This is a genomic window from Candidatus Enterococcus avicola, assembly GCF_047470845.1.
Classification (GTDB): domain Bacteria; phylum Bacillota; class Bacilli; order Lactobacillales; family Enterococcaceae; genus Enterococcus_D; species Enterococcus_D casseliflavus.
Window position 1 is genome coordinate 1 of sequence record NZ_JBLGTY010000019.1, and the last position, 24,902, is coordinate 24,902.

Sequence of the window (24,902 nt, forward strand, 5' to 3'; positions counted from 1 at the left end):
TTTTTTGGACTTAACTGTTATAAAATATTTTTTTGATTTAGCTAATTTTCACTTGACTCTATATAGTTAGTCTTTCTATTGGATTCCATTGAGCAGAACGTTTCAATTTCCATAGTAGCAAATTCAGTCATTAAGACTTAGTGACCAAATTGGCTTTGCGTTGACGCAGTCGTTCTTCAGTCGGCAGAACATGCTCGTCGTAATGTTCCAATTTGTATTCTAAACGTTCAACAGCTTCCGTCATATCTGAGATTTTCTCCCGCAAAACTGCAATTTGTTCGGCTAACAGCTGCTTGCGCTCAGGAACCGTCCCTCGCCCTTCTTCAAATAAAGCCAGGTAATGACTCAGGCCATCAATCGATAGTCCAGCGTTGCGCATTTGCCTAGTAAAGGTGATCCATTTTAAGTCGTCATCATCAAATTCACGAACACCGTTTTTATTGCGTTTGACCGCCGGGATCAGCCCAATTTTTTCATAGTAACGGATGGTATCAGCTGAGACGCCGCTCAGTTCACTGACTTTTTTGATATTCACGGCTTCACTTCCTTGTTTTGTATTTTTTCCTAGATCGTTTTGTATGCTACGAGCCAGAAGCCCTTTTGTTACTCATTATTCCGCTCCTACCACTGCATGAGGCAAGTAAGGCTCTTCCAAATACGCAATCTCTTCGGCAGTCAGCTTTAGATCAAGGGCAGGTAATGCATCTAATAAATGGCTTTCTTTTGTTGCGCCGATAATTGGTGCGACCACTTGTTCTTTTTGTAATAACCATGCCAAGGCGATTTGCGCACGTTTGCTTTGGTGTTTGTCAGCGATCTGTGCGACCCGCACCACGATCTCTCGGTCTTGTTCCATCGTTTTGTCGTACTTTTGATTGGCGGTTTTATCCGTTAAGTACCGTTTGGTCTCTGCACCCCAATCTCTTGTTAACCGTCCGGCAGCCAATGGGCTATATGGCGTCACGGCAATTTTTTGATCGGCACACAAGGGCATCATTTCTCGCTCTTCTTCTCGATAAAGCAAGTTCAAGTGATTTTGCATCGAAACAAATTTGGTCCAGCCATTTTTTTCAGCGACTGCTTGTGCTTTGGCAAATTGCCAAGCGTACATCGCAGATGCGCCGATATAGCGTACTTTTCCAGAAACTACCAAATCATGTAATGCCTTCATGGTTTCTTCAATTGGCGTATGGTAATCCCAACGATGGATGATATACAAATCAATGTAGTCCATTTGCAGGCGTTTTAAGCTTTGTTCGACTTGATAAAAAATCGCTTTTCGGGACAAGCCTCCACTGTTAGGTCGCTGTTTCATTTTAGAATATAGTTTTGTGGCAACCACGATCTCATCTCGTGGCGCAAAATCATTCAATGCTCGACCGACGATTTCTTCGCTCGCTCCATAAGAATAGACATTTGCCGTATCAAAAAAGTTGATACCCAGATCCAAGGCTTTTTTGATGACTTCACGACTGTCGTCTTCTTCTAACACCCACTCATGAAACCCGCTGTTGGGATCGCCAAATCCCATTGTCCCTAAACACAAAGGTGACACATCAAGTCCTGTATTGCCAAATTTTACATAGTCCATTTGTACGTCCTCCTGTTTTTTTAAGTTACACTAAGCATACAGGTTGAAGTGCACTCTAAGTCAAGCGAATCTATAAACTTTTTTTTATTTTACTGTCAATTGACTCAAAAGGACATGCTTTTTTTCGTGCGTTTCATTTCAAATCAGCTTTTGGTACACTAAAGATAAGTATTGATACGCTATCTAGCCGAGAAAAAGGAGCGAAAGATTTTGACTTGTATTTTTTGTACTGCCTCAAAACATGCGATCATTGAAAACGAACGCTTTTATGCGATCCTTGATAAGTACCCCGTCACCCCTGGACACTTGCTATTGATCCCCAAAGAACATCGAAGGGATTATTTTGTCCTCACCCAAGAGGAATTACAAGACTTGCAGGCTTTATTGCATGAAGGCAAAGCCTATTTATTGGAAACTTATCGACCAGACGGCTTCAACATCGGCTTCAATTGCGGGGAAGCTGCCGGACAGACGGTCTTTCATTGCCATTGTCATTTGATCCCACGCTACCAAGGCGACGTGGAGGAACCAAAAGGCGGCGTTCGAGGCGTGATTCCTGACAAGCAAGCCTACTAAATACAAACAAGCCGTTTCTTCCATCAAAGGGAAACGGCTTGTTTGTGTTTGTTAAAAATGAGGACGCTTAGGAATTGATCGCTGAATGATTCATCAACCGATTGATATGAACGCCTAGATAGACGATTTCATTGACAGGGATCTTCGTTTGATATTCTTTATCGATATAAGCTTTGACTTTTGTCGCGATCTCCATAGCATTTGGATAAAGAGCCCACATTTGACGGTATAGTCCTTCGTCTTCTTCTTGCAGCAGACCATCCAAAAAGAACCGGTCAACGAAGAAACGCACGTGGGTGATAAAGCGATTGTAATGGATCGAATTGGTGTTGACTTCTTGCTGGATCGAGTAGCGTACCATATTGACGATCACCCCGATCAATTTGGCTTTTTTCAACCCATCTTGATTTTCCTCGGTGTTCGACTGGGCATTGATCAAATGAAACGCGATATTGGAGGCTTCTTCTTCTGGCAGATCAATTTGATACTTCTCTTTCAACAAGCGTAGTGCCTGTTCGGCGGCTCGAAATTCCTCCGTATAGTAATTCTTGATTTCCCAATAGAGCCGATTCGTCACACTCAAGCCTTTTTGCTGACGTTCCACAGCAAAGTGCAAGTGATCCGATAAGGTAAGGTAAATCGTTGAATTTAGCGGATACGGCAGCATTTTTTGCGCCAGCTGAACGATTTCTTTGGTCATTTCAAAATAGTACAACGGAATCTCATCCACTAAATCGGCAAACTGACCCGATTTTTTTTCATCGATTGGCAGAAAAACTTGATCGATCTGGGTATCGGCTATGCTGTCGCCGACTTTCTTTCCATAGCCGATCCCCTTCCCAAGTGCAATCATTTCCTGGCCTTCCTTATCAACAAGTACGACACTTGAATTTAAGACTTTCTTGATGTAAATCATGCACTCTCGCTCCTCACTGATTATTCTGCCAAACTTGCGCCATTGGTAGCGATCACTTCTTTGTACCAATCGAAGGAATCTTTTTTCAAACGGTCATAACTCCCGTTTCCTTCATCATCGGCATCCACATAAATGAAGCCGTAGCGTTTCGTCACTTGTGACGTACCAGCACTGACCAGATCGATCGGTGCCCAAGAAGTATAACCAATCAAATCGACCCCTTCATCGATGGCTTCCTTCATTTGTTTGAAGTGTGCCTTGAAATAATCGACCCGATACGGATCATGCACTTGGCCGTCTTCAAGGACATCCACGGCGCCCATACCATTTTCAACGATCATTAATGGCACTTGATACCGATCATACAATGAAAGCAAGGAGATTTTCAAGCCTTTAGGATCGATCTGCCAGCCCCATTCAGTTGATGGCAGCTTGGGATTTTTTACCCCTAAAACCGTATTGCCCGGTGTCCGTTCGGCATTTGGATCACCTGATTCGGCCATAGACATATAATAACTAAAGGAAAGAAAATCAACGGTGTGATCTTTTAAGATTTGGCGGTCTTCTGGTGCCATTTCAATCTTGATGCCGCGTTTTTCCAGATCTTTTTCAATCATTCGCGGATAAGCACCTTTGACTTGAACATCCGCATAAAAATCATTTTCCAAGTTTTTCTTTAAGGTCAATTCAACATCCAATGGGTCACAAGTCAATGGATACGTCATCAACTTCGTGATCATACAGCCGACTTTGTTGTCGGGATTTATTTCATGAGCGATTTTTGTCACTAATGAGCTGGCCACAAATTGGTGATGGAGGGCTTGATACACGTCTTGCTCTTCCTTGCCTGCTTCTGATTGTTCTGGAATGATTCCTGCTGTTGTAAAGGGATGACGATGGATACTGTCGATTTCGTTAAATGTCAGCCAATACTCCACATACTCCCCAAATTCTTCAAAACAGACGGTTGCAAAGCGGACAAAGTCATCGATCACTTTGCGTTCCACCCAGCCATTGTACTTCAAGCTCAGCGCTAGCGGCATTTCATAGTGAGACAACGTTACGATCGGTTTGATTCCCAAACGCTGCATTTCTTGGAAGACATTGCGGTAAAAAGCGATCCCTTCTGGATTGGGTGTCGTTTCTTCCCCAGTTGGGAACAAGCGGGTCCATGCAATCGATAAACGCAATACTTTAAAACCTATCTCCGCAAATAAAGCCAAATCTTCTGGATAGCGATGATAGAAGTCGATCCCTCGGCGTTTTGGATAGATGGTATCCGTTGAATCCGCCATTGCTTCTTTGACGGCTTCAACAGTCACACTCATATGTGCTGCAAAGTTTTTCACGTCGACATGCGGTTTGTAAGTAGCCACATCCGCCACCGACAAGCCTTTGCCGTCAAGATTCCATCCTCCTTCTACTTGATTTGCGGCGATAGCGCCACCCCATAAGAAGTCCTTTGGAAAAGTTGTTTCAGTCATTTTTTCAATCCCCTTTTACATTGTTTTTGTTGCATTGCTCATTGGTTTAGACGATCGGTGCAATCGATAGAACGCCTTGTTCGTTGCGCTCATCGGTTGATTCGATCGGTTTGACAGTAAAGTTTTCTTGATTGGTGACCACACAGATCACGATTGGATCAAACCCAGCTGCTTTGATGGCATCTAGATCAAATTGGATCAGTGGTTGCCCTTGTTTCACTTGATCCCCCGCTTTCACGTAAGGGGTAAAGTGTTTGCCTTCTAATTGGACGGTATCCAAGCCGATATGAAAGAGCAATTCTGCGCCATTACGGGTTTTTAAACCGATCGCATGGTTGGTTTCAAACAACATCGTGATCTCGCCATCTTCTGGTGCGATCAATTCGCCAGACGTCGGGATGATCCCGAACCCTTCTCCGATCATACCGCTTGAAAAGACTTCATCGTTGACTTCAGATAAAGCTACCACTTGCCCATCTACTGGTTTGCTCAATACTTCGGCTTTGGGATCGGCAACCGTCGTCTTATTTTCTACCACTTTGTCCTTGAATAAGAAAAGGACAAGGACAAAGGAAACAGCAAAGGATACCCCTAACGTGACCAATGCCCACACAAGATTCATCGGGTTGGCTTCATCCACGAACATAGTGATACTTGCTAGACCAGGGCCAACTAATGCGAAGGCCTTGATGGCAAACAAACCAGCCACCGCTCCACCAACTAGGCTGGAAGCCATCACGCCGTAAAGGACTCGTTTATGCAGGATCGTCACCCCATACAAAGCAGGCTCGGTGATGCCAAAAAGGGCGGAGATGCCTGCAGAAACAGCGGTTGAACGAAGTTTTTGGTCTTTGGTCCGAACACTAACCGCAAAACAAGCACCAGCTTCTGCAATGTTATGTGCCAATGAGGCAGGCAAGTATAACAGCTCTGCCCCCATCTCACTCATGGACGAAACAGCATAGGGAATCATGGCTTTGTGCATACCAGTAACCACCATCAATGGTAAAACAGCAGCTAAGATCCCTGTTGCTACCCAACCTAAATGGGCATACAGCCAAATGATCGCTGCTGAAAAAATCGTTCCGACTTCAAAGCCTAATGGGCCTAAAATCAATAAAGCAACTGGAACCGTAATAACTAAGCTCATCATTGGAACAAAGAAGATACGGATCGGTTTTGGTGAAATTCGGGTAAAAAGCTTTTCAATTTGAGCGTAAAATAAAACCGTTAAAATTGCTGGAAATACTTGTGACGCATAGGCGATATTTTGTAAACCGAAGCCCATGAACGCTGCGCCATCTGTCAATAGTGTCGTTAGTTCAGGCAAAATCAAGGCACCGACAGCGGAAACCGCCACCAATTGGTTGACCTTTAATTTATTTGCCGTGGTGATCGCCACTAAAATCGGTAAGAAATACAATGGTGCGCCACCGATCAGATTCAAAATTTGATACGTCTGGCTCGTATTGTCCATCAATCCAGTGACAGAAGCAAGTAACAGTAAGGATTTCAAGACGCCCCCTCCAGCGACTGCTGGAATCAACGGTTGAAAAATCGAGATAATAAAATCAAGCAGGACCGCACCCCACGATTGTTTTTGTTTGCCTTCACTTCCTCCATCCGCTGTTAGCTCATGACCTAACACGTTCATCACCTCATCATACACTTCGACGACATCATTGCCGATGATGACTTGGCATTGGACATTTTGTCGCACCCCAATCACGCCATCGACTTTTTCCAAGGCATCTTTTTGTACGAGGCTATTGTCTTTTAAGGTAAAGCGCAAGCGTGTGGAGCAATGTTCCAAATGTGCGATATTTTCTTTTCCGCCAATCAACTCAACGATGGCAGTTGCCGTTTCTTTTACATTCATAATTTTCTTCTCCTTTAATTAGTTTTCCTTTGTTGGCCAAACAAAGAAAAAAGCAGGCAGCACCTACAAAAACATTCAACGGAATCCAACGATCCCTTCCATGTTTTTTATAGGTCCTGCCTGCATTACCAGTCACATGCCTGTTTTATTACTTGCATAATACCATACTTTATTTGAAAACGCAACCACTGTTTTAAAAAAATTTTCCTCAAGTCTTTTTCTGAATCTGGAAGTTTGCTACACTTAGTGGATAATCAGTTGTTCCGTCTTCCTTTGCTTGCACCAGAAGCAAGAAGAACATCGCTGGCTAAACGTATCACAAGAAAGGATGAATCGGATGACTCCATTGAATCACTCACTGCATGTTGCCGTCCCAACAGCATTTGATCATGCAGAAAGACTTGACACGAAAAGGACGATCGCTCATATCTTGCAACTGCAAAAGCAAGGGATCAAATCGGTTTTGGTGTGCGGCTCCACCGGTGAACAGCACTCATTGACCTTAACAGAAAAAAAACAGCTTCTACATGACTTAGCGCAAGAAACCAGCTGGGCAGCCGATTTCGAAGTCCTCTTCGGTTTAGCTGGCATCGTATTTCATGAAACGCTCGCGTTGGCAGAAGCAATCAGCAAAAATCCCCGAATCGATGGTGTGGTTTTAGGCTTTCCCCCTTATCTTTGCCTGACGCAAAAGGAAGCCGTCCTCTATGCTCAGGGATTGATCCATACTTGCGAAAAACCAGTTATTTTATACAACAATCCCCGCCGCACGGGCTTTGATTTATCTGCAGAAAGTCTCTTGACCCTGATCGCTAACCCTCGGGTGATCGGCTTAAAAGAAGCTGGCAGTAAGGAGCGAGTGCCTCAACTAAAAACAAAGACGGCTGCCGATTTTCGCTTTTATGCTGGTGGTGAAGCGGACTTGGCGGAAAAGGTCGCATTAGGGTTTAACGGTCTGTCATCAATGGCAGGCAACCTTTGTCCCAAGGAGATCCAGGTGATTTGGCAAGGCTTATTGAAAGGTGATGCAACGATTTCTCCGTCGAATGAATGGCAGAAAATGGAACAAGCAGCTGCTGGCGATCCAACAGATACCATCAGTTACCTTCCGTGGCTCAAGCAGCAAATCACCATTGATGGACAGCCCTTTGGCTTTTGTCGTCAGCCGCTAGGTCTAGAAACAATTGATCGGTTTGGCACTGGCTCAATTCCCCCTCATCTAGCACAAGAAAGGCAGGAGAACCAGACAAATGAAGATTGATGCACCGATTGATCCACAACTAAAGCACTATATTGAAAGCTCCATCATCCCGCAATACAACCAATTGGATAGCAGTCACTCCCCAGCGCACGTCCACCAAGTGATCCAAAATAGTTTTGAAATTGCTGAAACATTGCCCGTTGACCTGAATATCGTCTATACGGTAGCTGCCTACCATGATATCGGCTTGCTCTATGGCCGCAAAAACCACGAAAGCAATTCCCGCAAGATCGTTGAACAAGATGCTGTGTTGCCACGCTTTTTCTCTCCTCCAGTCATTTCAATGATCGGCGAAGCTGTAGAAGATCATCGCGCCTCGCTGCCCTATGAGCCTCGCTCGCTTTATGGCAAAATTATTTCCGAAGCCGATCGCGACTTAGATTTTGAGCGAATCCTCAAGCGAACCTTGCTTTTTGCTTATGAGAAAAAGCAGCTGACAGATTTAGAACAATTGCATCATGAAGCGTATCAGTACATTTCAAAGAAATACGGTCCTCAAAGTGAGCTGAAGGTTTGGTTGGATTATCGCAAAAACCAAGATGGTTTGGCGATCATCTATCAAAAATTAGCACAACCTGAAAGCTTCCGTCACTCCTTTGAAAAAATCGTGCCGTTAGTTATCGCTACAAGAAAAGAAACTGACGATTGACACTTTGATCCAGCACCAGACTTCAAATAGGAACCCTCTGATTCAGCGCCGCAGTTGTGTCTGCACTGAATCAGAGGGCTTTTACTGTTATTCTAAACGTTCTTTCTCCACTAAAATCCCCCGCCCCTTCGCTGCTCCTACGCTCCTATTCAAATCAAAGGGCAGCAAGTGGTTTTCTTCAATCAACAGACGCCCCTTCTAAATAACCTTCCTTTTTTCACCGAATTTACTCTTTGTAAGCAAGATAGTTTGCTGAAAATAAAAAAAATGGTATTTTTATTTTATCAAGTGATAAAATATTAGGAGGAATCGTTATGTTTTTGGCAATCAATGAAATACGCCATTCCAAATTGCGTTACGCCCTAGTCACAGGGGTCATGTTTTTAATCGCCTATTTGGTCTTTTTTTTAACTGGGTTAGCTTATGGGTTGGCTCAAGATAATCGGATGGCGGTCGACAAATGGGAGGCAGATCAAATTTTGTTGACCGAAGAAGCAAATGATAATTTAAACATGTCGATGCTTCCTCGCAGTCTTTATGATGAAGTCGATGCACCAGAAAAAGCAGTTTTGGCGCAAACCGCTGGAGTTGTGACCAAAGAAGACAACGGTGAAAAAGTCGATGTCACCTTTTTCGGCATTGATCCAGATCAATTTTTAGCACCCAATATTACCGATGGCGAGATGTTTGCTTCAGATGATGAAGCGGTCGCCGACAGCAGTATTGAGGAAGAATACGGGATTTCCATTGGTGACACCATCAAATTAGCAGGCAGTGACAAAAAATTGAAAATCGTCGGTTTTACAGATAACGCCCGCTTCAGTGTCGCTCCGGTCCTCTACACCTCGATCGGTGCCTATCAAGAAATTCGTTTTGAAAAAGAAGATAATTCAGAAAATGCCCGTATCAACGCGATCGTGACTCGTGGCAAAATCAAAGAAGTGCCAGATGATCTAGTCGCTACGGATATCAGCAAATTTATTAATGAATTGCCTGGTTACAACGCACAAGTACTGACCTTTGGCTTTATGATCGGGTTCTTGATCGTGATTGCTGCCATCGTTATCGGTATTTTTATCTATGTGCTAACGATGCAAAAATCAGAAATTTTCGGTGTCATGAAAGCCCAAGGGATCTCTAGCCGCTACATTGCTTTTTCGGTGATCGCCCAAACGTTCTTATTGGCAACCTCGGGTGTTTTAATCGGTGGTTTGGCAACGATCGGTACCGCCCTCGTGTTACCTGCGGCAGTGCCATTCCAAATCAATCTATTATTCTTTGCTAGTATCAGTATCATGATGATTCTGATCGCGATGCTAGGTGCTTTCTTCTCGGTGCGAACGATTGTAAAAATCGACCCATTGAAAGCAATCGGATAGGAGGAAAAAACATGAGTGCCATTGAATTCAAACAAGTCAAAAAAACATTTAAAGATGGGGACGCGACAATCGAAGCCTTGAAAGAAACCAACTTTTCAGTAGAAAAAGGCGAATTTGTCGCCATCATCGGTCCTTCCGGCTCTGGGAAAAGTACCTTTCTGACGATTGCCGGTGGTCTACAAGCCCCCTCTGAAGGCGAAGTGTTTATCAATGACGAACCCTTCAGTAATCAAAAAGAAAAGCAACGGGCAAAAACTCGTTTCAAAAAGATCGGCTTTATTTTACAAGCTTCCAACCTTGTCCCTTTTTTGACGGTCAAAAAGCAACTCCAATTGGTGGATAAGGTCAGCAAAGAACCCCAAGAGCAATCAGCTACTGAATTGTTTGAACAACTAGGGATTGAAAAGCTGCAGAACAAATACCCCGATGAACTATCTGGTGGAGAAAGACAGCGTGTGGCTATTGCCCGAGCGCTCTATCATGATCCCACCATCATTTTGGCAGATGAACCAACGGCGAGTCTTGATTCAAAAAAAGCCGTCGAAGTCGTCAAAATCTTAGCGAAAGAAACCAAAGAAAAACAAAAAGCCACCATTATGGTGACCCATGATACCCGTTTGACAGATTATTGTGATCGGGTCCTCGTCATGAAGGATGGCGTTTTAGAAGAAAAAGAACACACGAAAAAAGAAGCCGAATCAGATGATTCGCAGAAGGAGCAAGCATGAAAAAAATTATTGTTGTCGGTGCGGGCGTGTCAGGATTAGCTGCTGCTGTCCGTTTGCAAAAACTTGGCTATGACGTCACCCTCTACGAAAAAGAAGGTCAACCTGGGGGCAAAATGAATCAGATCAAGGAAAACGGCTTTACCTTTGATGTGGGCCCCACCATCGTGATGATGCCTGAAATTTATCGTGAAGTGTTTGAATTTGCTGGCGTTGATCCGAATGACTATATTCCTATGGAGAAAGTCGATCCGATGCTGCAGCTGTATTTTGCCCAAGACGAACCGCTGACCTTCTCAAATGACTTAGTAGAATTGACCAAAACGCTAGAAGCGATCTCAGAAGAAGATGCTCAAGGCTATTTTGCCTTTTTAGCAGATATTTACAAACGCTATGTGATCGCCAAAGAGTCCTTCATCACCAAGTCGTTTCGGACATGGCGAGATTTTTACAATCCCAAATCATTATGGGCAGGGTTAAAGCTGCGAACGTTTAGTGACGCCTACTCTTCCATTTCTAAATTTGTCAAAGATGATCGCCTGCGTAAATCATTGGCGTTTCAAACCTTGTATATCGGTGTCTCCCCTTACCAAGGGCCGTCCCTTTATACGATCATCCCTATGATCGAGTTGATGTATGGGGTCTATTTCATCAAAGGCGGCATGTATACGTTAGCCACTGGTATGGCACGTTTGTTCCAAGAATTAGGCGGTACGATCCATTACAATACGCCGATCGATGAATTATTGATCGAAAACAAGCAAACCAAAGGCGTTCGTGTCAATGGAGAAACGATCACCGCAGATGCCGTGATTTGTGCGGCTGATTTTCCTTATGCCATGGAAAGCTTGATTCCTGATGAATCAAAACGCGGCAAATACACCAATCAAAAAATCGCTTCGATGGATTATTCTTGTTCTTGTTTCTTGCTTTATTTAGGTCTGGACAAAAAATATGAGGATAGCGCACTCCACAGCATTTATTTTGCCAATGATTTCAAACGCAATGTAGACGATCTTTTCGAGGCTGGCAAACTGCCAGAAGATCCTTCCTTCTACTTGTATCGTCCAACCCTGAAAGATGCTTCCTTAGCACCTGATGGTCAAGAAGGTCTTTATGTTTTAGTCCCAGTGCCTGAATTATCTAAATTTGATCAATGGACGGATGAAACGATCCAAAGCTACCGCCAGCAGATCATTGGATTATTAAAAGAAAAAACGATCTTTACGGATATTGATGAACACATCGTGTATGAAAAAATGTATACGCCAGATACGTTCAATGATCGGTTCAATGCTTACAACGGTGCGACGTTTGGCTTGAAACCGACCTTGGCACAAAGCAACTACTATCGTCCCCATAATAAATTTGATTATGCAGAAGGCCTATACTTCTGCGGCAGCAGTACGCATCCGGGAGCGGGTGTGCCAATCGTGATGCAAAGTGCCAAGTTAGCTGTGGAGGAGTTGTTAAAAGATGACCGTTAAATCATTAAGCGTCTTTGATGAATACGACAACGATTTTTTATACTGTGAGGCCATCATAAAAAAGCATTCGAAAAATTTTCATACCGCCTTTTCTCAATTGCCAAAAGACAAAGCCCGCGCCGTCTATGCCGTCTACGCCTTTTGCCGACGTGCCGATGATGCCGTCGATGAAAAGCAAGACCCATTGTTGATCGAAGCCATGAAAAAACGCTTGGAAGAAATGCAAAAACAAGTATCAGACGATGCAATCGACTTGCCGCAAGCCATCCAGGAAGAAGATCCTGATGAAGCCATTTGGCGGGCATTGACCCTTTCTTTCCAACAGTTTGATCTGCAATTTCAACCCTTTTTCGACCTATTGGTGGGGCAAAAACAAGACCTTGACTTCCAGCAGCCCACCTCTGAAAAAGAGCTTTCTGACTATAGTTACTACGTAGCTGGCAGTGTAGGTCTGATGCTCTTGCCGATTCTCTCGCAAGCAGCCGCTGCGATTCAAGAGCCCGCCATCAAATTGGGTGAAGCGATGCAGCGCACCAATATTTTACGTGATATTGGCGAGGATCTGCGGATGGGCCGCATCTATTTGCCGCAAACGGTCTTGGCGCAATACAACCTTTCGCGAGAGGCTTTAGCCGCTGGCAATCAAAATCCACAGTTTATCGAGATGTGGGAACACGAGGCGCAACTGGCAGAGACGCTTTATCAAGAATCTTTTGTCATGATGCCGCAAATCGATGAAGATTGCCGTGAAGCTCTATTAGCAGCTGCTTTGATCTATCGGGAAATCTTGACTGTGATTCGCAAAAACAACTATCAAGTATTTGCTGAAAAAACAGCGGTACCGAAACAACGGAAAATCCAACTTTTGTTTACCGCGAAAAAAATGCTTCGTCAGGAACGTTGGGAGGGCTAACTTTGAACTTGCGAGAAAAAATATTACGAGTGGCAGAGAACCTGTTTATGCAGCAGGGGTATCAAGCAACTTCTACTAGACAGATCGCAGAAGCCGTCGGCATCACGCAACCCAATCTTTATTATCACTTCAAAGGCAAAGAAGCCATCTATTATGAAGTGATGGTTTCTTTGGCACAAGAGGTTTCTGGAAAGCTAAATCAGACCGTTGAAGATACTTCCTTGACGATCTCTGAAAAAATCTTGAACATGTTTCTTTTTTTAAGAAGTCGGCATCGGATCAATTTTTATATGATGATGCACGACATTCAGCATACCGTTTCTGAGGACACTTCTAAAAAACTGTACTTGCTTTGGCGGAAAAATTATAAAGAACCGTTTCTTGACTTGTTTCGTCGCAGTGATTCCAATCTCCGTTCGGATGTCGACCCAGAATTTGTCACCAGTCAATTGTTAGTACTGATGGCGGCTCATTTGGACTCACCAGAAAAAGAAGACAAGATGCCAGAAGCGATCGATTTGTTTTTATTCGGTGCACTAGGCAATGGGCCAATTGCGAAATAGCTGGAACGTTGGCTTTTGTCCCGAGAATAATCATTCGACGAATTTCTGACAATCGCGTACACTGATCCAGTAAACAGAAACTTAAAAGGATGGATGTACATGTCAAAAAATCGAATCGAAGCCTTTACCGATGCGGTCATTGCGATCGTAATGACCTTATTAGTATTGGAATTGCACCAGCCCGAAGGCGATACCTTTGCTTCTTTTTTAGGAGTGGAACAGCAATTTATTATTTATTTGATCAGCTTTGTGATGTTAGCGATCTACTGGAACAATCACCATCATCTGTTTCAAGTAGTGTCTAAAATCGACGGTTGGACCTTGTGGGCGAATCATTTGTTGATCCTGGCACTGACCCTCTTTCCTTTTGTAACGTCATGGGTCAGTCGTTATCCAGTCGCTCTTGCCCCTCAGCTGCTATACGGGGCTGTCATTTTATTGACGGATTTCAGCTATTTCCTTGTAGGAAAGTCCTTGGTGCGTGCCAACCCTGATAATCAAGCCATCGTAGAACTGTTTCGCGGATACAAGAAACTCTACTTTACGTTGTTTATCAACGTGCTGGCATTGCTCCTCGGCTGGCTGATCCATCCCCTATTCATCATCACACTGGATAGTCTCGTGCTATTGTTGTGGGTGATCCCTGAGAAAAAAGTAGAAGCCTTTTTAAAACAATAAAAACACTTGCGTCCTTCTCCTAAAAGCGGTGAATGATTGCGCAAAAGCAGCCGATTGGTGTACTTTTGCGCAGTCATCCATCAAGAGAAGGACGCAAGTGTTTTTTCTAGCGAATCAAGTCTTTCCCAGGTGCCTGTAAGACTTGTTCCACTTGTTCTTTGGTGGTTAAGGGGACATCTCCCAGCATCGTATGAGCCAATACTGCATTCGTGATAGCAAAATCAGCGGTGCGTTGGAGTGACCATTTTTCGGCGTAGCCTAATAATACGCCAGCAGCATAGGCATCCCCTGCCCCGATCCGATCCAATACTTGCAGCAGCTGCGGTGCCGTTTCATAGGCATCTTGTGCCGTAATGATCCTTCCGCTGATAAACTGCTTGTCTTCCACGGCTAGACGCCGTGTCCCGCAGAACCATTCGAGTTGATACTGGTCAATAAAGGATTGGATCAACGCAAGCTCTGCGCCTTCTGTTTCCTCTAAGGGATAAGCCAATAGCTCCTCCAAGTTACGGACAGAGCCGAAAACTAGGTCACAATAGGGTAGGATCGTTTCATACCGTTGTTTCAGTACCTCCCGATTTAATTCTTCATTCAAGCTTGGACGGAAGTTGAAATCAAAGCAGACGCGAATCTGCTTGGCATGGGCCTGTTTCGCCAAAGCCAAAGCTGTTTGCCAGGTTTTCTCAGTCAAACTAAGAGAGATCCCGCAAATATGAATGAGATCGACCGTTTCTAAAAATCCATCGATAGCATATTCTTCTGGACCAGAAACGCCAAAGGAACTATGATGGCGATTTTGATACGTCACATAGGTCGGACGAGCGCCGTAGCCGATCTCGGCGAAATAACTGCCGATATGACTGTATTTTTTGCCAACAAATGCCGTCTGGATTCCATAGGAACGCAAGCTGGCTTTTGCCGTATCTCCTAATCGGTTGGCTGGCACCTGTGTCAGCATCGACGTCGTCAAGCCGAAATGCGCCAAATTACCTAACAGATTGACCCCTGTTCCCGTAAAATCCATTCGCAAAGAGTGAGTCTGTTCCAATGTTCGATATTCTGGTGGCGTCAACCGCATCATTACCTCACCGTAAGCACCGATCCGCATCATTGATCCCCCCTATTTGGCTGCTGCCAACACCTTTTTCGTCATTTCTGCTAATGTCTGTACATCTCCAGGGCGTGTGTCCCCTGTTTCTCCATCGATGATCGAGCTGTAAATATGCGGAATGATTTTTTTCACGCCTGCATCAACAGCGATCTGCAAGATTTCTTCGAAGTTTTCTAAATCGATACCGCCGGTCGGTTCCAAATAAAAATCATTCGCAGCACAAGCCTCGGCTACCGCTTGATATTCTGCTTTATGAGCCAACCCTTTCATTGGAAAATACTTGATAGAACTAGCGCCCATGTCTTTTAATAAAGCGATCGCTGTTTCGACTGGGACTTCTGCAGCTGGAGTTTGTGAACTCAATGGACCAGTCGCAATATTGACATAGCCGACTTTTCCCGTTGGTGAAACCAGGGCATTGACGATCGTTTCAGATTGTCCTAGCAAAGCTCGTGAGGTCCCCGCTCCCGTGAACACTTGGTTAACATGCTGTGGTTGAAGAACAGCGGAAATTCGGGAGACCATTTCACTTTGATTGGGGTCGCCAGCACCAAGCCCTACAGAAAGGGCATTATTTGTTGCCGCTTGGTAGTTCTTCATGTCAGCGATAGCCGCCTCGTCACTATCATAGTTTTTTGATAAAACACCTAGGACGATGTTGCCCTCTGCTGCTTCGTAACAAGCTTTCGCATTGTCGATGGAGTTTGCTAACACATTTAGACAGACACGGTCAGCGAAATAATTGGGTGAAGTTTTCATTTTTTGGTTGCTCCTAACATAATTTCTTGTAAGCGATCAGTAATCACTGCCATTTCTTGTTCATTGACTGCTCGGATATCAAATTCAATAATGCCGTTATTGGCTTGGTATTCACGGGTATAAATCGCTGGTTCTCCCGCTTTTAGCGCGTCAATCACTGCTTTGGCACTTGGTTCTTTCACTTTGACACTCGCTCGATAAATGTCTCTGCCGGCGCTGTCTTGAACGATTTTTGCTTCGAAACCAGTGATTTGATTGATTGCCGCAATAAATGGTTGTAGGCGCTCTTGCATCGAAGCGCCAGATTCTGTTCCCTCCGCTAGATAATCCGTCACGGCTTGAGTAAATCCGAGAATATTGTCTTTACCGATTTTCATTGCTCGACCAATACCTTTGGATTGCAGGCGCACCCAAGAGACATAGGGCTGCTTGCCGATCACTAAGCCAGCACTTGGTCCTGACAGTGCTTTCGCACCTGAATAGATCACTAAATCAGCACCAGCTTGGGTATAGGCAAACAAATCTTCCTCAGCAGCCGCATCAACGATCAATGGAAGATCGTGTGCCTTGGCAACTTGGGCCGTTTCTGCTACCGTCAGCATACTTTTTTGAACGGTGTGATGACTCTTTATGTAGAGGATTCCCGCCGTTTCGGGCGTAATCATCTGTTCAATGTGCTCGGGTGTGCACATATTGGCATAGCCTGCTTCTACGACTTTCCCGCCGCCTTGCGCTACCATCACTTCCACCGGTGTGCCATAATCTACGTTGTGGCCTTTGGGCAAAATGATCTCCCGCTTGCTGATTTTCTCACTGTATGGGTGGTACAAATGATAGCTGTCTCCTTGACCGATGAGTGCCGCCACTGATTGGGCGATTCCCGCTGAAGCGGAAGAAACGATCTGCGCATCTTCCGTTTTCAACAATTTTGCTAAATAGGCACCGGTTTTTTCTGCTAGATCTGCCATTTCAAAGAAATGCTCCCCGCCATAGCGCTGGGCTGCAAGCACACTTTCGCTGACTTTCGAGACACCAAGAATCGTCATTTTGCCAGAAGCATTGATGACTTCTTTCAAGCCTAATTCTTCAATATTCAGTGTCAAAAAGTTTCCCTCCTATCACCGCTTTTTGCGGCACGATCTGTTGTGTCGTGATTCGGCGATTGCCGTTAGAATCCGTCAATTCCTTTTCGCCCGCTTCAAAGCGGAAAATCGTAAAATCAGCATCATATCCCAATGCGATCTCGCCTTTGTTTTGTAAATGAAATTGCTTCGCAGGGGCACTGGTCACCTTTTCGATGATCTCACGCCAATCATACCCTACGACCGCTAATTTTTCCATAGTCGTCGCTAAATCAAAGACTGGTCCATTGGTACGATTGCGAATGTAGATATCCGTACTAATGGAAGAAGCCTTCAGCTGATTGGCAAAGGCCGTCTCCGCCACATCAAAATTGAAACTGTCTGTCCCATGACCAATATCGAAGACCAAGCCTTTTTCATAGGCAGCAAAGACGAAAGGCTTGATGGTTTGGTTCGTCTGATCCAAAATCCCATTGGCTTTGCCGTTAAAGCAATGGGTCACCACATCGCCTACTTCCAATTCAGCGAGAATCTCTGCTAAATTCGGTGGTGCTGAGCCGATGTGAACCATCAGAGGCAGCGGTTGATTTTCAGCCTGGATCGCTTTCGCTAATTTCAACGGTGTGATGCCATTTTCGCCGATCACCGTTTTGCTCATTCGGGCTTTGATTCCGACGATAAAGTCAGGAAACTTCTGCAGCGCTTCTTTGACCAATTCTTTTTTGACTTTTGACAGATCCGCAAGTTCATCCTGCTCTACGATCCCCCATTTGGAAATATTGACTAAAGCAAAGACATTGGTTTTGGCTTCTTTGGCTAAATCATAAAACCGATGGATATTTTCGGCGCCAGTCGTCCCCGCATCGATAACGGTCGTGACGCCTTGTTTGACACCGATCTCGTCTGGATAATCATAATAGAGCGTCATTTCCTCGAAACAATGGACATGGTCATCGATCCAACCAGCTGACAAGAACTCCCCTTCTGCTAAGGTCAGCTCTTGTTTCGCCTGCTCCTGCAATGTGGGTGCCAGAGCAGTGATTTTGCCGTCTTGAATCCCAATATCAAATACTTCTTCATCGATTGTGCGAGCTTGACGAATAATCAAATCAAACATCTTGCTACACCTTCCTCTCTGTGAAAGTGAATTTCGACCAAGGATGGATAAATGGCAGCAAAACTAACTCTTGTTCGACGATTGAACCAATTTTATTTTTTCGTGGATCTGAGTGAGGCTCCAGCACTACTTGCAGCTCGTTTTTGTACTTGCCAAAACGATCATTGCCGATCACAACATCCCCTCGTTGAAAGACTCCTTCGTGGTCATGAGCAGGATTGTCATGGTTCTTATACTTTTTACGAACTTCTGTGGAACGGATCATCCGGTCAGTGATGTCGCCTCGGCGGTAATGCTGCTCGTCAAGGGCGATTCGGCGTTCAACTTCATTGATTTCAGGCACAAATTCAATAGCAAATGCCGTCTGGTAGCGATCAATCGCTCCTAGTGCCGCCAATTCTGCTTCCGAAGCATAAGCATTGCCGATAATGACATCATCGATCAACCCTGTGGCAAACAAATGTTTTGCGGCAGTTTCTACAGGCATTTTCCGGTGCATTTCTAAGGTCGGTAAGCCATCATTGATATCCCAAGGTCCGATCGTTCCCGTTTGAGAAGAGATAAATGCGGCGGTTCGAATGCCTTTTTCCTTGAAACGACGACTGCATTTTTCAAAGAAATCATAGGGCAAGGCAGTCCCTTCTTGCGGATAGAAATTGTGGCAGCCGTATAAGTAAGGAATGTTGGCTTGATAGGTCAATATATTGTCTAAATACGCCACATCATTGCTCATATTCAATTCAACAGCTAAGCCAAAGGGATTGTAGGTCAACATCGCTTCTTTATTGCCGTCAAAGCCTAAATCTAAACGAATTCCATCGGCACCTAGTTCATGGAAAAAGGTCAAATCATCATAGGAGATGCCTAGTTCAGAAAAGATGGCTGGTGCCACGTCTAAAATCGTTTCATAGCCTAATCCTTTGGCAAAATCAATCAACGCTTTAAATTTTTTCTGCACGTTTTCTTTGCCGTCACTCACTTCCAGCATACTCATAAAAATGCGGCTAAAGCCATAATCATGGGCTAATTGCAGATAGGCTTTGTCTGTTTCAAAATCACTGTGATCGGGATACACCGATACTCCTAGTTGTCTTTTCAACTTATCTCATCCTCATTTCTTCATAAAAAGCAGTAAAACGTGTCAGTAAAAGCGAACTGCAAACAATCGTCGCCGTTATCGTCAAAAATGGTCCCCACGGAAACTGACGGCTCAGTAGGATCACTGCAGCAACGCCAAGAATCCCGAACAAAAGCATCCGCCAAAACGGCACTTCTTTAATTTTTTTCCCTTGTGCTGATTTTGTTAACCAAATTTGACAACCAAAAAATAAACAAATGGCATAAATCCCCATGTTTGCACCTCACTCTTTTTTGTCTTGCTTAAGCGGCAGTTTCTTCTTCTTGTTCGCGGGCAATCTGCTGTTTCTCAAAGACTTTAAAGAATGGGTAGTAGATTGCGAGTGTGATAAAGAAGTTGACGAGCACTAAAATCGCTGCTGCGATACTCCAGTCCGTACTCATCCAGGCGGCGATTGGTGCTGGAATGGCAAACCCAAGTCTGGCAGCCATCATCGGTACGACACCCGTAATAGTCGCGAAGTAAGAAATCGTTGTCGTAATCAATGGTGCCACCAAGAACGGAATGCCTAAGATTGGGTTCATTACGATCGGTGCACCGAAAATCACTGGTTCATTGATATTGAATAAGCCTGGCAAGATGGACAAACGGCCCAATTGTTTCAAGTATTTTGATTTGGAGAAGAAGAACAAAACGACCAACGCTAAGGTCGTACCGGCTCCACCGATCCAGACGAACCATTGTAAAAATTGTTCCGTAAAAATATTAGGCAATTCATGCGCATTGCCAGATGCTTGGAACGCTTCCATATTTTCAGCAATGGAAATATCCCAGAATGGACGAATGACAGGACCCATGATGGCTGGTCCATGAATCCCCAGTACCCAGAAGAAACAGATCAAGAAGACAGTCAATAAGCCACCAAACAAGCTGTTACCAGCTAGCACGTCTTTTAACGGCATCAACAAGTTACTTAAAAAGCCATTGATGTCAAAGCCTAACATATGACGGATCACCCAGAACAAAATCAGGATCGCTCCTCCAGGAATCAACGCCATGAATGAATTCGTCACTTCTGGTGGCACGCCATCTGGCATTTTGATGGTAATGTTTTTTACGATAAAGAAACGATAGATTTCAACGGACAAGATTGCCGTGACGATCGCGCCAAACAAAGAGCCTGAGCCTAAGTTTGCCACATTGATATAACGTCCCGCATCAATGATGCCTTCCACAGAATCGAAGACTCGCAACGGTGGTGCAGCGGTTACAAGAAAGGACATCGTTGCTAAGATACCCGCAGTCAATGAATCCAGCTTGTAGCTTTTGGCTAGCGATGAAGCAATCCCATACGTTGCATACAATGCCAATAATCCGACTGTATAACGAAAGGGAATATCCAAAACTTCCCGATACGGTTCGATCACCGCAGCGACTGATTCGATGGGAAAATTCAGCAAGATCGTGAAGAAAGACCCAACGATCGTTAACGGTAACGTAGCGATGATCCCCTTACGAATCGCTACCATGTGCCGTTGCATCCCCACTTTATTTGCAATCGGCATCAACTTCTGTTCAATAAATTCTACAAACCCTTTCATAATTGCCTCCTTAGTTTATAACATTATAATGTTTATACAAGGATAATAGCACAGAGGATCTGGGTTCGTAAATAGTTTTTTAAACAGTAGATAGAATAATCTTTTCGCAATAACATTTCCTACAGTAACCATCAAGCGTCCTATCGTTGTCCTTTCGGTCGATACTGATACATAAAACGATTTTGGATGACGGTACAATTGATAATAAGTAACAAAATGAAAACTGGTGCCAAAGGAGTGCGGATCAACAAGAAAAACAAACTGAGTAAGAAAAGTAAGGAAACAAGTAATAGTTTCCAAAAAGCCAGCGTGATTTTGGCATTATTTTTTTCTAAAAGAAGATGGGTCAGAAAAATCAAGAGCAAACAACTCACTACTAGAACCATTCTACTCACCTTCTTTAGCTGTTTCTAGCTCTTGCGCCACTTGAAGTTTCTCAAATGCTTTAAAGAATGGATAGTAAATCGCTAATGAAACGAAGAAACAGACGAAGACCATCAAACAAGCAACCCAATTCCAATTTGAGGTAATCAATGCGCCAAGAGGTGCGGGAATCGAAAATGGTGGTTTGACCATCATCTTAGGCATCCAATCTAAAGCGGTAACGATATAGACTAAGATAGTATTAGCGATTGGCACAAGAATAAACGGAATTGCCAACAGTGGATTCATCACAATTGGTGTCCCAAAGATCATCGGTTCATTAATATTAAAAATCCCTGGTAGAATGGAAAGACGACCCAATTGTTTTAAATAGTTTGAACGAGAGAACATAAACAAAACAACCAATGCAAGCGTTGATCCAGTACCACCCATTTGCGCATACCATTGATAAAATTGTTCGGTAAAAAGATTTGGTAGATCAAAGGCAGACATACCGTTTTGGAATAATTCCGCATTTTCTAAAATTGCTTGATCCCAAAATGGACGAATGATGGGTCCTAAAACGGCATGGCCATGAATACCCAATACCCAGAAAACGCAGATAACAAATTGTGTGATGATACCGCCAACCAAATTATTGCCTGTTAAGAAACCTTTTAAAGGAGAGATGGCGATCGTCAGTAATCCATTTAAATCGAAGCCGAAAAAGTGGCGCGGAATCCAAAAGACTAAGATAACCAGCAAGGTTGGTAGGAGTGCCGCAAAGGATTCGCCTACAACAGGCGGTACGCCTTCTGGCATCTTGATTTCCAAGTTTTTTGCTTTTGTAAAATGATAAATCTCTACTGAAACTAGCGCCGCAATGATCGCACCGAATAATCCTTGTGATCCAAGTGAAGCGATGGGTAAATACCTTCCTGCAAGTACGGCATCTCCTGTCGTGCTGATGCCTTCCGCCAAATTGATCGGAACGACCATTAAAATCGTCGCTAACATGGATAAAAACCCACTTGTTATTCGATCGAGTTTGTAACTAGCACCTAAGTTGGAGCCAATCGTAAATGAGGCATAAAGAGACATTAGCCCCACCGTAAATCGAAAAGGAATGTCAAGTGCCGGCAAATAAGGAGCGACCCATTCGGTATAACCAGGAATCGGCAAATTTAAAATAATGGTGAAAAAAGAGCCAACGATCGTGAGCGGCAAAATAGAAATCAACCCATTTCGAATTGCCTGCAAGTGCCGCTGCTGTCCAATAGCATTGGCAATCGGTAATAACTTCATTGCAACCGAGTCTAAAACTTTCATTATAAAACCCTCCTAAAATTCGTTTGAAAAACCATTTTTTTGAATCACTTCTTTAAACCATAGACCAGACTTTTTCATCGTTTTTTCTCCCGTTTCTAAATCCAGACGATAAAAGCCATAGCGATTTTTGAACGCATTCTGCCAACTCCAACAGTCCACAAATGTCCACATGTGATACCCCAGACAGTTACTCCCCTCCATCATTGCTTGATGAAGCTCAATTAAATGCTCTTTTAAAAAAGCAATTCGGTAGTTGTCTTGCACTTGCCCCCCTTCGATAAATGTTTCTTCTCCCTGGATTCCGATGCCATTTTCTGAAACAAACCAATCAATATTCCCATATTCTAACTGGATTTTTTTAGCGATATCATACAAGCCATGAGGATAAATTTCAATCCCCCTTGAAGTATTCATTCTTCTGCCAGGCATCTCGTAATCATCGTAAAACCATTCTGGTGAGAAAACTCCCTCGGGATTAGGCAAAGATTCTTTGGCTTTCACTCGCCGTGGACGGTAATAATTGATTCCTAACAGATCAATCGTTGTTTCAGCAATCAAGGCAAGATCTTGTTCTTCCACTCGTGGCATTTGGTTGTAGCGCGTTAAAATAGCCTTTAACTCCTGCGGGTAACGACCTTTTAAAATCGCTTCATTAAGCGAGCGAGTATAGAAGAGGTCTGCCATTTCCGCTGCTTTTAAGTCGGCAGGATGCTGGCTTCTTGGGTAAACTGGAATCACATCCATAATGATACCGATTTTTCCTTGATATGTTCCTTGTCGAAAGACCTTAACTGCCTCACAGTGAGCAAGGATGATATGGTGAAGTACTTGCGCCGCTCGTTTAAAATCAACTACATAAGGATAGTGTCGGTCATGCAAATAGCCGGCTTCTGCTGGAATCATCGGCTCATTAAAGGTAAACCAGTACGCAACTTTCTCATGAAATAGATCAAAACAAATTTTTGCATACGCCCGATACGCTTCGATGACCTCACGATTTTCAAATCCGCCGATTTCTTGTAATTTCATTGGCATGTCAAAGTGATAAAGATTGATAAACGGTTTGATGCCTCTTTGATTTAACCCATCAAGCATTCTGGTATAAAAGTCAACAGCTTCTGGATTAACTTCCCCTGTACCTTCGGGAATAAGACGTGACCAAGAGATCGAAGTCCGAAAAGAATTAAAAGAAAGTGCCGCCATTCGATCCAAATCCGCTTCCATTTCCTGATAAAACCTTGATGTATGTTCTGTTGTAACTCCTTCAAAAAACCGATGGTTATAGTTTTTTGATGCATAATCCCAAATGTTTTCTCCTTTATTGTCTCCAGCAATCGTTCCTTCTGATTGTGTCGCACTTGTTGCTGCACCCCAGAAAAAGTCCTTCGAAAAATTATACGCCATGTCGCCCTCCTACAATTCCTTTTTTACTAAGCGAAGCATCCGCTTACATTATTGAACAACGAAAGTATAGCATGAAGTAAAATCAATATAATGTTATAATCCAAAATAGAAAACGTATTCATCCCTTGTCATTTGTTCCACAAAAAAAACACTTTGTTACGGAGGTGCATCATGCTTTTTCTTGACTACAATCCTGAACTTACTGCACTAGAATACGAGGTTTACCGATTTGTATCAAAAAACTTGGCTTCAGTGTCTAAAATGAAGATGAAAGAACTTGCCAAAGAGACTCATACCAGTACTGCTAGTATTAGCCGCTTTTGCAAGAAATTTGAATGTAATACGTTTACTGAATTTAAGATCAATCTGCGCTTTTACTTAGATTCTCTCGTAAAATCTAAAATATCCGATAGTGATGAATCCCAAACAATTGACTTCTTGAAGCGAGTAAACCAGCCCTTTTTATCTGAAAGAATCGATCGAGCAACAGAGATTCTTAAGAACAAAAGCTTCGTGCTATTTATTGGATCAGGCTTATCTGAAACGATTGCGGAATATGGCGCACTCTATTTTACTGACTTGGGAAAAACGGCATTAAAAGTTGACGATCCCTCAAATTATCCTATCGACTGGTTTCCAGAAGACATATTGTGCAAAACCGGTATCATTGTTTTGTCTATTTCTGGGGAAACACAAGAAATGATTCGATACTTACAAAAGTTAAATCAAAAAGATTGTCAGATTATTGCCATCACGAATACTGAAGATTCAACCATCAGCCAGTTATCCGACTTAACGGTGCCCTATTACATCGAAAGAGAGACTATTTATAAAGCCAGTCAGAAAAAAGAGAAAACCATCGAACTGACTTCTCAATTACCAGCAATCTATTTAATTGAAAAAATTGCCAAAAGAATACGCCTATCAGAAGAACTTCTCTGATAGGCGCAGGTAGTT

Annotated in this window: 25 protein-coding genes; 10 read left to right on the forward strand and 15 right to left on the reverse strand. The window is 43.6% G+C overall.

Features of this window, described 5'->3' with window-relative positions:
• Positions 1-130 precede the first annotated feature (130 nt).
• Both ACI3E5_RS13755 and ACI3E5_RS13760 read right to left on the reverse strand, forming a co-directional pair.
• Positions 131-535 carry a MerR family transcriptional regulator gene (locus tag ACI3E5_RS13755; RefSeq protein WP_081116722.1) on the reverse strand — a complete coding sequence of 135 codons (405 nt, stop codon included), beginning with the start codon at positions 533-535 and terminating at the stop codon, positions 131-133.
• A 75-nt stretch (positions 536-610) separates the two neighbouring features.
• Complete coding sequence (locus tag ACI3E5_RS13760; protein WP_081116723.1) at positions 611-1,591, reverse strand: aldo/keto reductase; 981 nt, start codon at positions 1,589-1,591, stop codon at positions 611-613.
• 171 nt (positions 1,592-1,762) lie between these two features.
• Here ACI3E5_RS13760 and ACI3E5_RS13765 point away from each other — a divergent pair, with 171 nt between their 5' ends.
• On the forward strand, positions 1,763-2,167 hold the full coding sequence (locus ACI3E5_RS13765) for an HIT family protein (protein WP_179135462.1): 405 nt from the start codon (positions 1,763-1,765) through the stop codon (positions 2,165-2,167).
• A 67-nt stretch (positions 2,168-2,234) separates the two neighbouring features.
• On the opposite strand, the gene ACI3E5_RS13770 is transcribed toward ACI3E5_RS13765, so the two are convergent.
• Genes ACI3E5_RS13770 through ACI3E5_RS13780 form a run of 3 tightly spaced genes read right to left on the reverse strand, consistent with a single transcriptional unit; the run spans position 2,235 to position 6,446 of the window.
• Positions 2,235-3,083 carry a PRD domain-containing protein gene (locus ACI3E5_RS13770; RefSeq protein ID WP_081116725.1) on the reverse strand — a complete coding sequence of 283 codons (849 nt, stop codon included), beginning with the start codon at positions 3,081-3,083 and terminating at the stop codon, positions 2,235-2,237.
• Between the two features lie 20 nt (positions 3,084-3,103).
• Complete coding sequence (locus ACI3E5_RS13775) at positions 3,104-4,567, reverse strand: glycoside hydrolase family 1 protein (protein ID WP_081116726.1); 1,464 nt, start codon at positions 4,565-4,567, stop codon at positions 3,104-3,106.
• Positions 4,568-4,613: 46 nt separating this feature from the next.
• The gene (locus ACI3E5_RS13780; protein WP_081116727.1) at positions 4,614-6,446 is read right to left on the reverse strand and encodes a beta-glucoside-specific PTS transporter subunit IIABC; all 1,833 of its coding nucleotides are present in this window, start codon (positions 6,444-6,446) and stop codon (positions 4,614-4,616) included.
• Between the two features lie 337 nt (positions 6,447-6,783).
• Here ACI3E5_RS13780 and ACI3E5_RS13785 point away from each other — a divergent pair, with 337 nt between their 5' ends.
• From ACI3E5_RS13785 to ACI3E5_RS13820, 8 genes are all read left to right on the forward strand, one after another.
• Positions 6,784-7,707, forward strand: coding sequence for a dihydrodipicolinate synthase family protein (locus tag ACI3E5_RS13785; RefSeq protein ID WP_081116728.1), 924 nt, complete (start codon positions 6,784-6,786; stop codon positions 7,705-7,707).
• Positions 7,697-8,356, forward strand: coding sequence for an HD domain-containing protein (locus tag ACI3E5_RS13790; protein ID WP_081116729.1), 660 nt, complete (start codon positions 7,697-7,699; stop codon positions 8,354-8,356). Before ACI3E5_RS13785 ends, ACI3E5_RS13790 begins: the two co-directional genes overlap by 11 nt.
• Positions 8,357-8,670: 314 nt before the next feature.
• Entirely contained in the window at positions 8,671-9,735 is a 1,065-nt protein-coding gene (locus tag ACI3E5_RS13795; protein WP_201688910.1) for an ABC transporter permease, read from the forward strand.
• 11 nt (positions 9,736-9,746) lie between these two features.
• Positions 9,747-10,463, forward strand: a complete 717-nt coding sequence (locus ACI3E5_RS13800) for an ABC transporter ATP-binding protein (RefSeq protein ID WP_074535653.1) — start codon at positions 9,747-9,749, stop codon at positions 10,461-10,463.
• Positions 10,460-11,947 carry a phytoene desaturase family protein gene (locus tag ACI3E5_RS13805; RefSeq protein WP_005235239.1) on the forward strand — a complete coding sequence of 496 codons (1,488 nt, stop codon included), beginning with the start codon at positions 10,460-10,462 and terminating at the stop codon, positions 11,945-11,947. The genes ACI3E5_RS13800 and ACI3E5_RS13805 overlap by 4 nt, the downstream gene beginning before the upstream one ends.
• Positions 11,937-12,860, forward strand: coding sequence for a phytoene/squalene synthase family protein (locus ACI3E5_RS13810; RefSeq protein WP_081116731.1), 924 nt, complete (start codon positions 11,937-11,939; stop codon positions 12,858-12,860). The genes ACI3E5_RS13805 and ACI3E5_RS13810 overlap by 11 nt, the downstream gene beginning before the upstream one ends.
• A gap of 2 nt (positions 12,861-12,862) precedes the next feature.
• Positions 12,863-13,423: a TetR/AcrR family transcriptional regulator gene (locus ACI3E5_RS13815; protein ID WP_010747950.1), complete on the forward strand. Its 561-nt coding sequence runs from the start codon at positions 12,863-12,865 to the stop codon at positions 13,421-13,423.
• 99 nt (positions 13,424-13,522) lie between these two features.
• Positions 13,523-14,101 (forward strand): TMEM175 family protein, encoded by a 579-nt coding sequence (locus ACI3E5_RS13820; RefSeq protein ID WP_074535651.1) that lies wholly within the window; start codon positions 13,523-13,525, stop codon positions 14,099-14,101.
• A gap of 106 nt (positions 14,102-14,207) precedes the next feature.
• On the opposite strand, the gene ACI3E5_RS13825 is transcribed toward ACI3E5_RS13820, so the two are convergent.
• From ACI3E5_RS13825 to ACI3E5_RS13870, 10 genes are all read right to left on the reverse strand, one after another.
• The gene (locus ACI3E5_RS13825; protein ID WP_498821947.1) at positions 14,208-15,212 is read right to left on the reverse strand and encodes a sugar kinase; all 1,005 of its coding nucleotides are present in this window, start codon (positions 15,210-15,212) and stop codon (positions 14,208-14,210) included.
• Positions 15,213-15,221: 9 nt separating this feature from the next.
• Positions 15,222-15,971, reverse strand: coding sequence for a 2-dehydro-3-deoxy-phosphogluconate aldolase (gene dagF / locus ACI3E5_RS13830; RefSeq protein WP_081116733.1), 750 nt, complete (start codon positions 15,969-15,971; stop codon positions 15,222-15,224).
• The gene (locus ACI3E5_RS13835; protein ID WP_081116734.1) at positions 15,968-17,074 is read right to left on the reverse strand and encodes a DgaE family pyridoxal phosphate-dependent ammonia lyase; all 1,107 of its coding nucleotides are present in this window, start codon (positions 17,072-17,074) and stop codon (positions 15,968-15,970) included. Before ACI3E5_RS13835 ends, dagF begins: the two co-directional genes overlap by 4 nt.
• The gene (locus ACI3E5_RS13840; RefSeq protein ID WP_081116735.1) at positions 17,058-18,170 is read right to left on the reverse strand and encodes an amidohydrolase/deacetylase family metallohydrolase; all 1,113 of its coding nucleotides are present in this window, start codon (positions 18,168-18,170) and stop codon (positions 17,058-17,060) included. Before ACI3E5_RS13840 ends, ACI3E5_RS13835 begins: the two co-directional genes overlap by 17 nt.
• Positions 18,171-18,174: 4 nt before the next feature.
• The gene (locus ACI3E5_RS13845) at positions 18,175-19,269 is read right to left on the reverse strand and encodes a DUF871 domain-containing protein (RefSeq protein WP_081116736.1); all 1,095 of its coding nucleotides are present in this window, start codon (positions 19,267-19,269) and stop codon (positions 18,175-18,177) included.
• 1 nt (position 19,270) lies between these two features.
• Complete coding sequence (locus tag ACI3E5_RS13850; protein ID WP_081116737.1) at positions 19,271-19,522, reverse strand: hypothetical protein; 252 nt, start codon at positions 19,520-19,522, stop codon at positions 19,271-19,273.
• Positions 19,523-19,550: 28 nt separating this feature from the next.
• On the reverse strand, positions 19,551-20,849 hold the full coding sequence (locus tag ACI3E5_RS13855) for a PTS sugar transporter subunit IIC (RefSeq protein ID WP_498821944.1): 1,299 nt from the start codon (positions 20,847-20,849) through the stop codon (positions 19,551-19,553).
• Between the two features lie 140 nt (positions 20,850-20,989).
• A complete protein-coding gene (locus tag ACI3E5_RS13860) occupies positions 20,990-21,235 on the reverse strand; it encodes a hypothetical protein (protein ID WP_010747943.1) in 246 nt (81 codons plus the stop codon).
• 1 nt (position 21,236) lies between these two features.
• Positions 21,237-22,541 (reverse strand): PTS sugar transporter subunit IIC, encoded by a 1,305-nt coding sequence (locus ACI3E5_RS13865; RefSeq protein WP_015509459.1) that lies wholly within the window; start codon positions 22,539-22,541, stop codon positions 21,237-21,239.
• Between the two features lie 12 nt (positions 22,542-22,553).
• On the reverse strand, positions 22,554-23,945 hold the full coding sequence (locus ACI3E5_RS13870; RefSeq protein ID WP_010747941.1) for a glycoside hydrolase family 1 protein: 1,392 nt from the start codon (positions 23,943-23,945) through the stop codon (positions 22,554-22,556).
• 171 nt (positions 23,946-24,116) lie between these two features.
• On the opposite strand from ACI3E5_RS13870, the gene ACI3E5_RS13875 reads away from it, so the two are divergent.
• Entirely contained in the window at positions 24,117-24,887 is a 771-nt protein-coding gene (locus tag ACI3E5_RS13875; protein ID WP_201705913.1) for a MurR/RpiR family transcriptional regulator, read from the forward strand.
• Positions 24,888-24,902 lie beyond the last annotated feature (15 nt).

Excerpts from the sequence above, each read along its gene's own strand:
- ACI3E5_RS13760 (WP_081116723.1), bottom strand. The coding sequence starts at position 1,591 with ATGGACTATGTAAAATTTGGCAATACAGGACTTGATGTGTCACCTTTG.
- ACI3E5_RS13770 (WP_081116725.1), bottom strand. The coding sequence starts at position 3,083 with ATGATTTACATCAAGAAAGTCTTAAATTCAAGTGTCGTACTTGTTGAT.
- ACI3E5_RS13775 (WP_081116726.1), bottom strand. The coding sequence starts at position 4,567 with ATGACTGAAACAACTTTTCCAAAGGACTTCTTATGGGGTGGCGCTATC.
- ACI3E5_RS13780 (WP_081116727.1), bottom strand. The coding sequence starts at position 6,446 with ATGAATGTAAAAGAAACGGCAACTGCCATCGTTGAGTTGATTGGCGGA.
- ACI3E5_RS13785 (WP_081116728.1), top strand. The coding sequence starts at position 6,784 with ATGACTCCATTGAATCACTCACTGCATGTTGCCGTCCCAACAGCATTT.
- ACI3E5_RS13790 (WP_081116729.1), top strand. The coding sequence starts at position 7,697 with ATGAAGATTGATGCACCGATTGATCCACAACTAAAGCACTATATTGAA.
- ACI3E5_RS13795 (WP_201688910.1), top strand. The coding sequence starts at position 8,671 with ATGTTTTTGGCAATCAATGAAATACGCCATTCCAAATTGCGTTACGCC.
- ACI3E5_RS13800 (WP_074535653.1), top strand. The coding sequence starts at position 9,747 with ATGAGTGCCATTGAATTCAAACAAGTCAAAAAAACATTTAAAGATGGG.
- ACI3E5_RS13805 (WP_005235239.1), top strand. The coding sequence starts at position 10,460 with ATGAAAAAAATTATTGTTGTCGGTGCGGGCGTGTCAGGATTAGCTGCT.
- ACI3E5_RS13810 (WP_081116731.1), top strand. The coding sequence starts at position 11,937 with ATGACCGTTAAATCATTAAGCGTCTTTGATGAATACGACAACGATTTT.
- ACI3E5_RS13820 (WP_074535651.1), top strand. The coding sequence starts at position 13,523 with ATGTCAAAAAATCGAATCGAAGCCTTTACCGATGCGGTCATTGCGATC.
- ACI3E5_RS13825 (WP_498821947.1), bottom strand. The coding sequence starts at position 15,212 with ATGATGCGGATCGGTGCTTACGGTGAGGTAATGATGCGGTTGACGCCA.
- dagF (WP_081116733.1), bottom strand. The coding sequence starts at position 15,971 with ATGAAAACTTCACCCAATTATTTCGCTGACCGTGTCTGTCTAAATGTG.
- ACI3E5_RS13840 (WP_081116735.1), bottom strand. The coding sequence starts at position 18,170 with ATGTTTGATTTGATTATTCGTCAAGCTCGCACAATCGATGAAGAAGTA.
- ACI3E5_RS13850 (WP_081116737.1), bottom strand. The coding sequence starts at position 19,522 with ATGGGGATTTATGCCATTTGTTTATTTTTTGGTTGTCAAATTTGGTTA.
- ACI3E5_RS13855 (WP_498821944.1), bottom strand. The coding sequence starts at position 20,849 with ATGAAAGGGTTTGTAGAATTTATTGAACAGAAGTTGATGCCGATTGCA.
- ACI3E5_RS13860 (WP_010747943.1), bottom strand. The coding sequence starts at position 21,235 with ATGGTTCTAGTAGTGAGTTGTTTGCTCTTGATTTTTCTGACCCATCTT.
- ACI3E5_RS13865 (WP_015509459.1), bottom strand. The coding sequence starts at position 22,541 with ATGAAAGTTTTAGACTCGGTTGCAATGAAGTTATTACCGATTGCCAAT.
- ACI3E5_RS13870 (WP_010747941.1), bottom strand. The coding sequence starts at position 23,945 with ATGGCGTATAATTTTTCGAAGGACTTTTTCTGGGGTGCAGCAACAAGT.
- ACI3E5_RS13875 (WP_201705913.1), top strand. The coding sequence starts at position 24,117 with ATGCTTTTTCTTGACTACAATCCTGAACTTACTGCACTAGAATACGAG.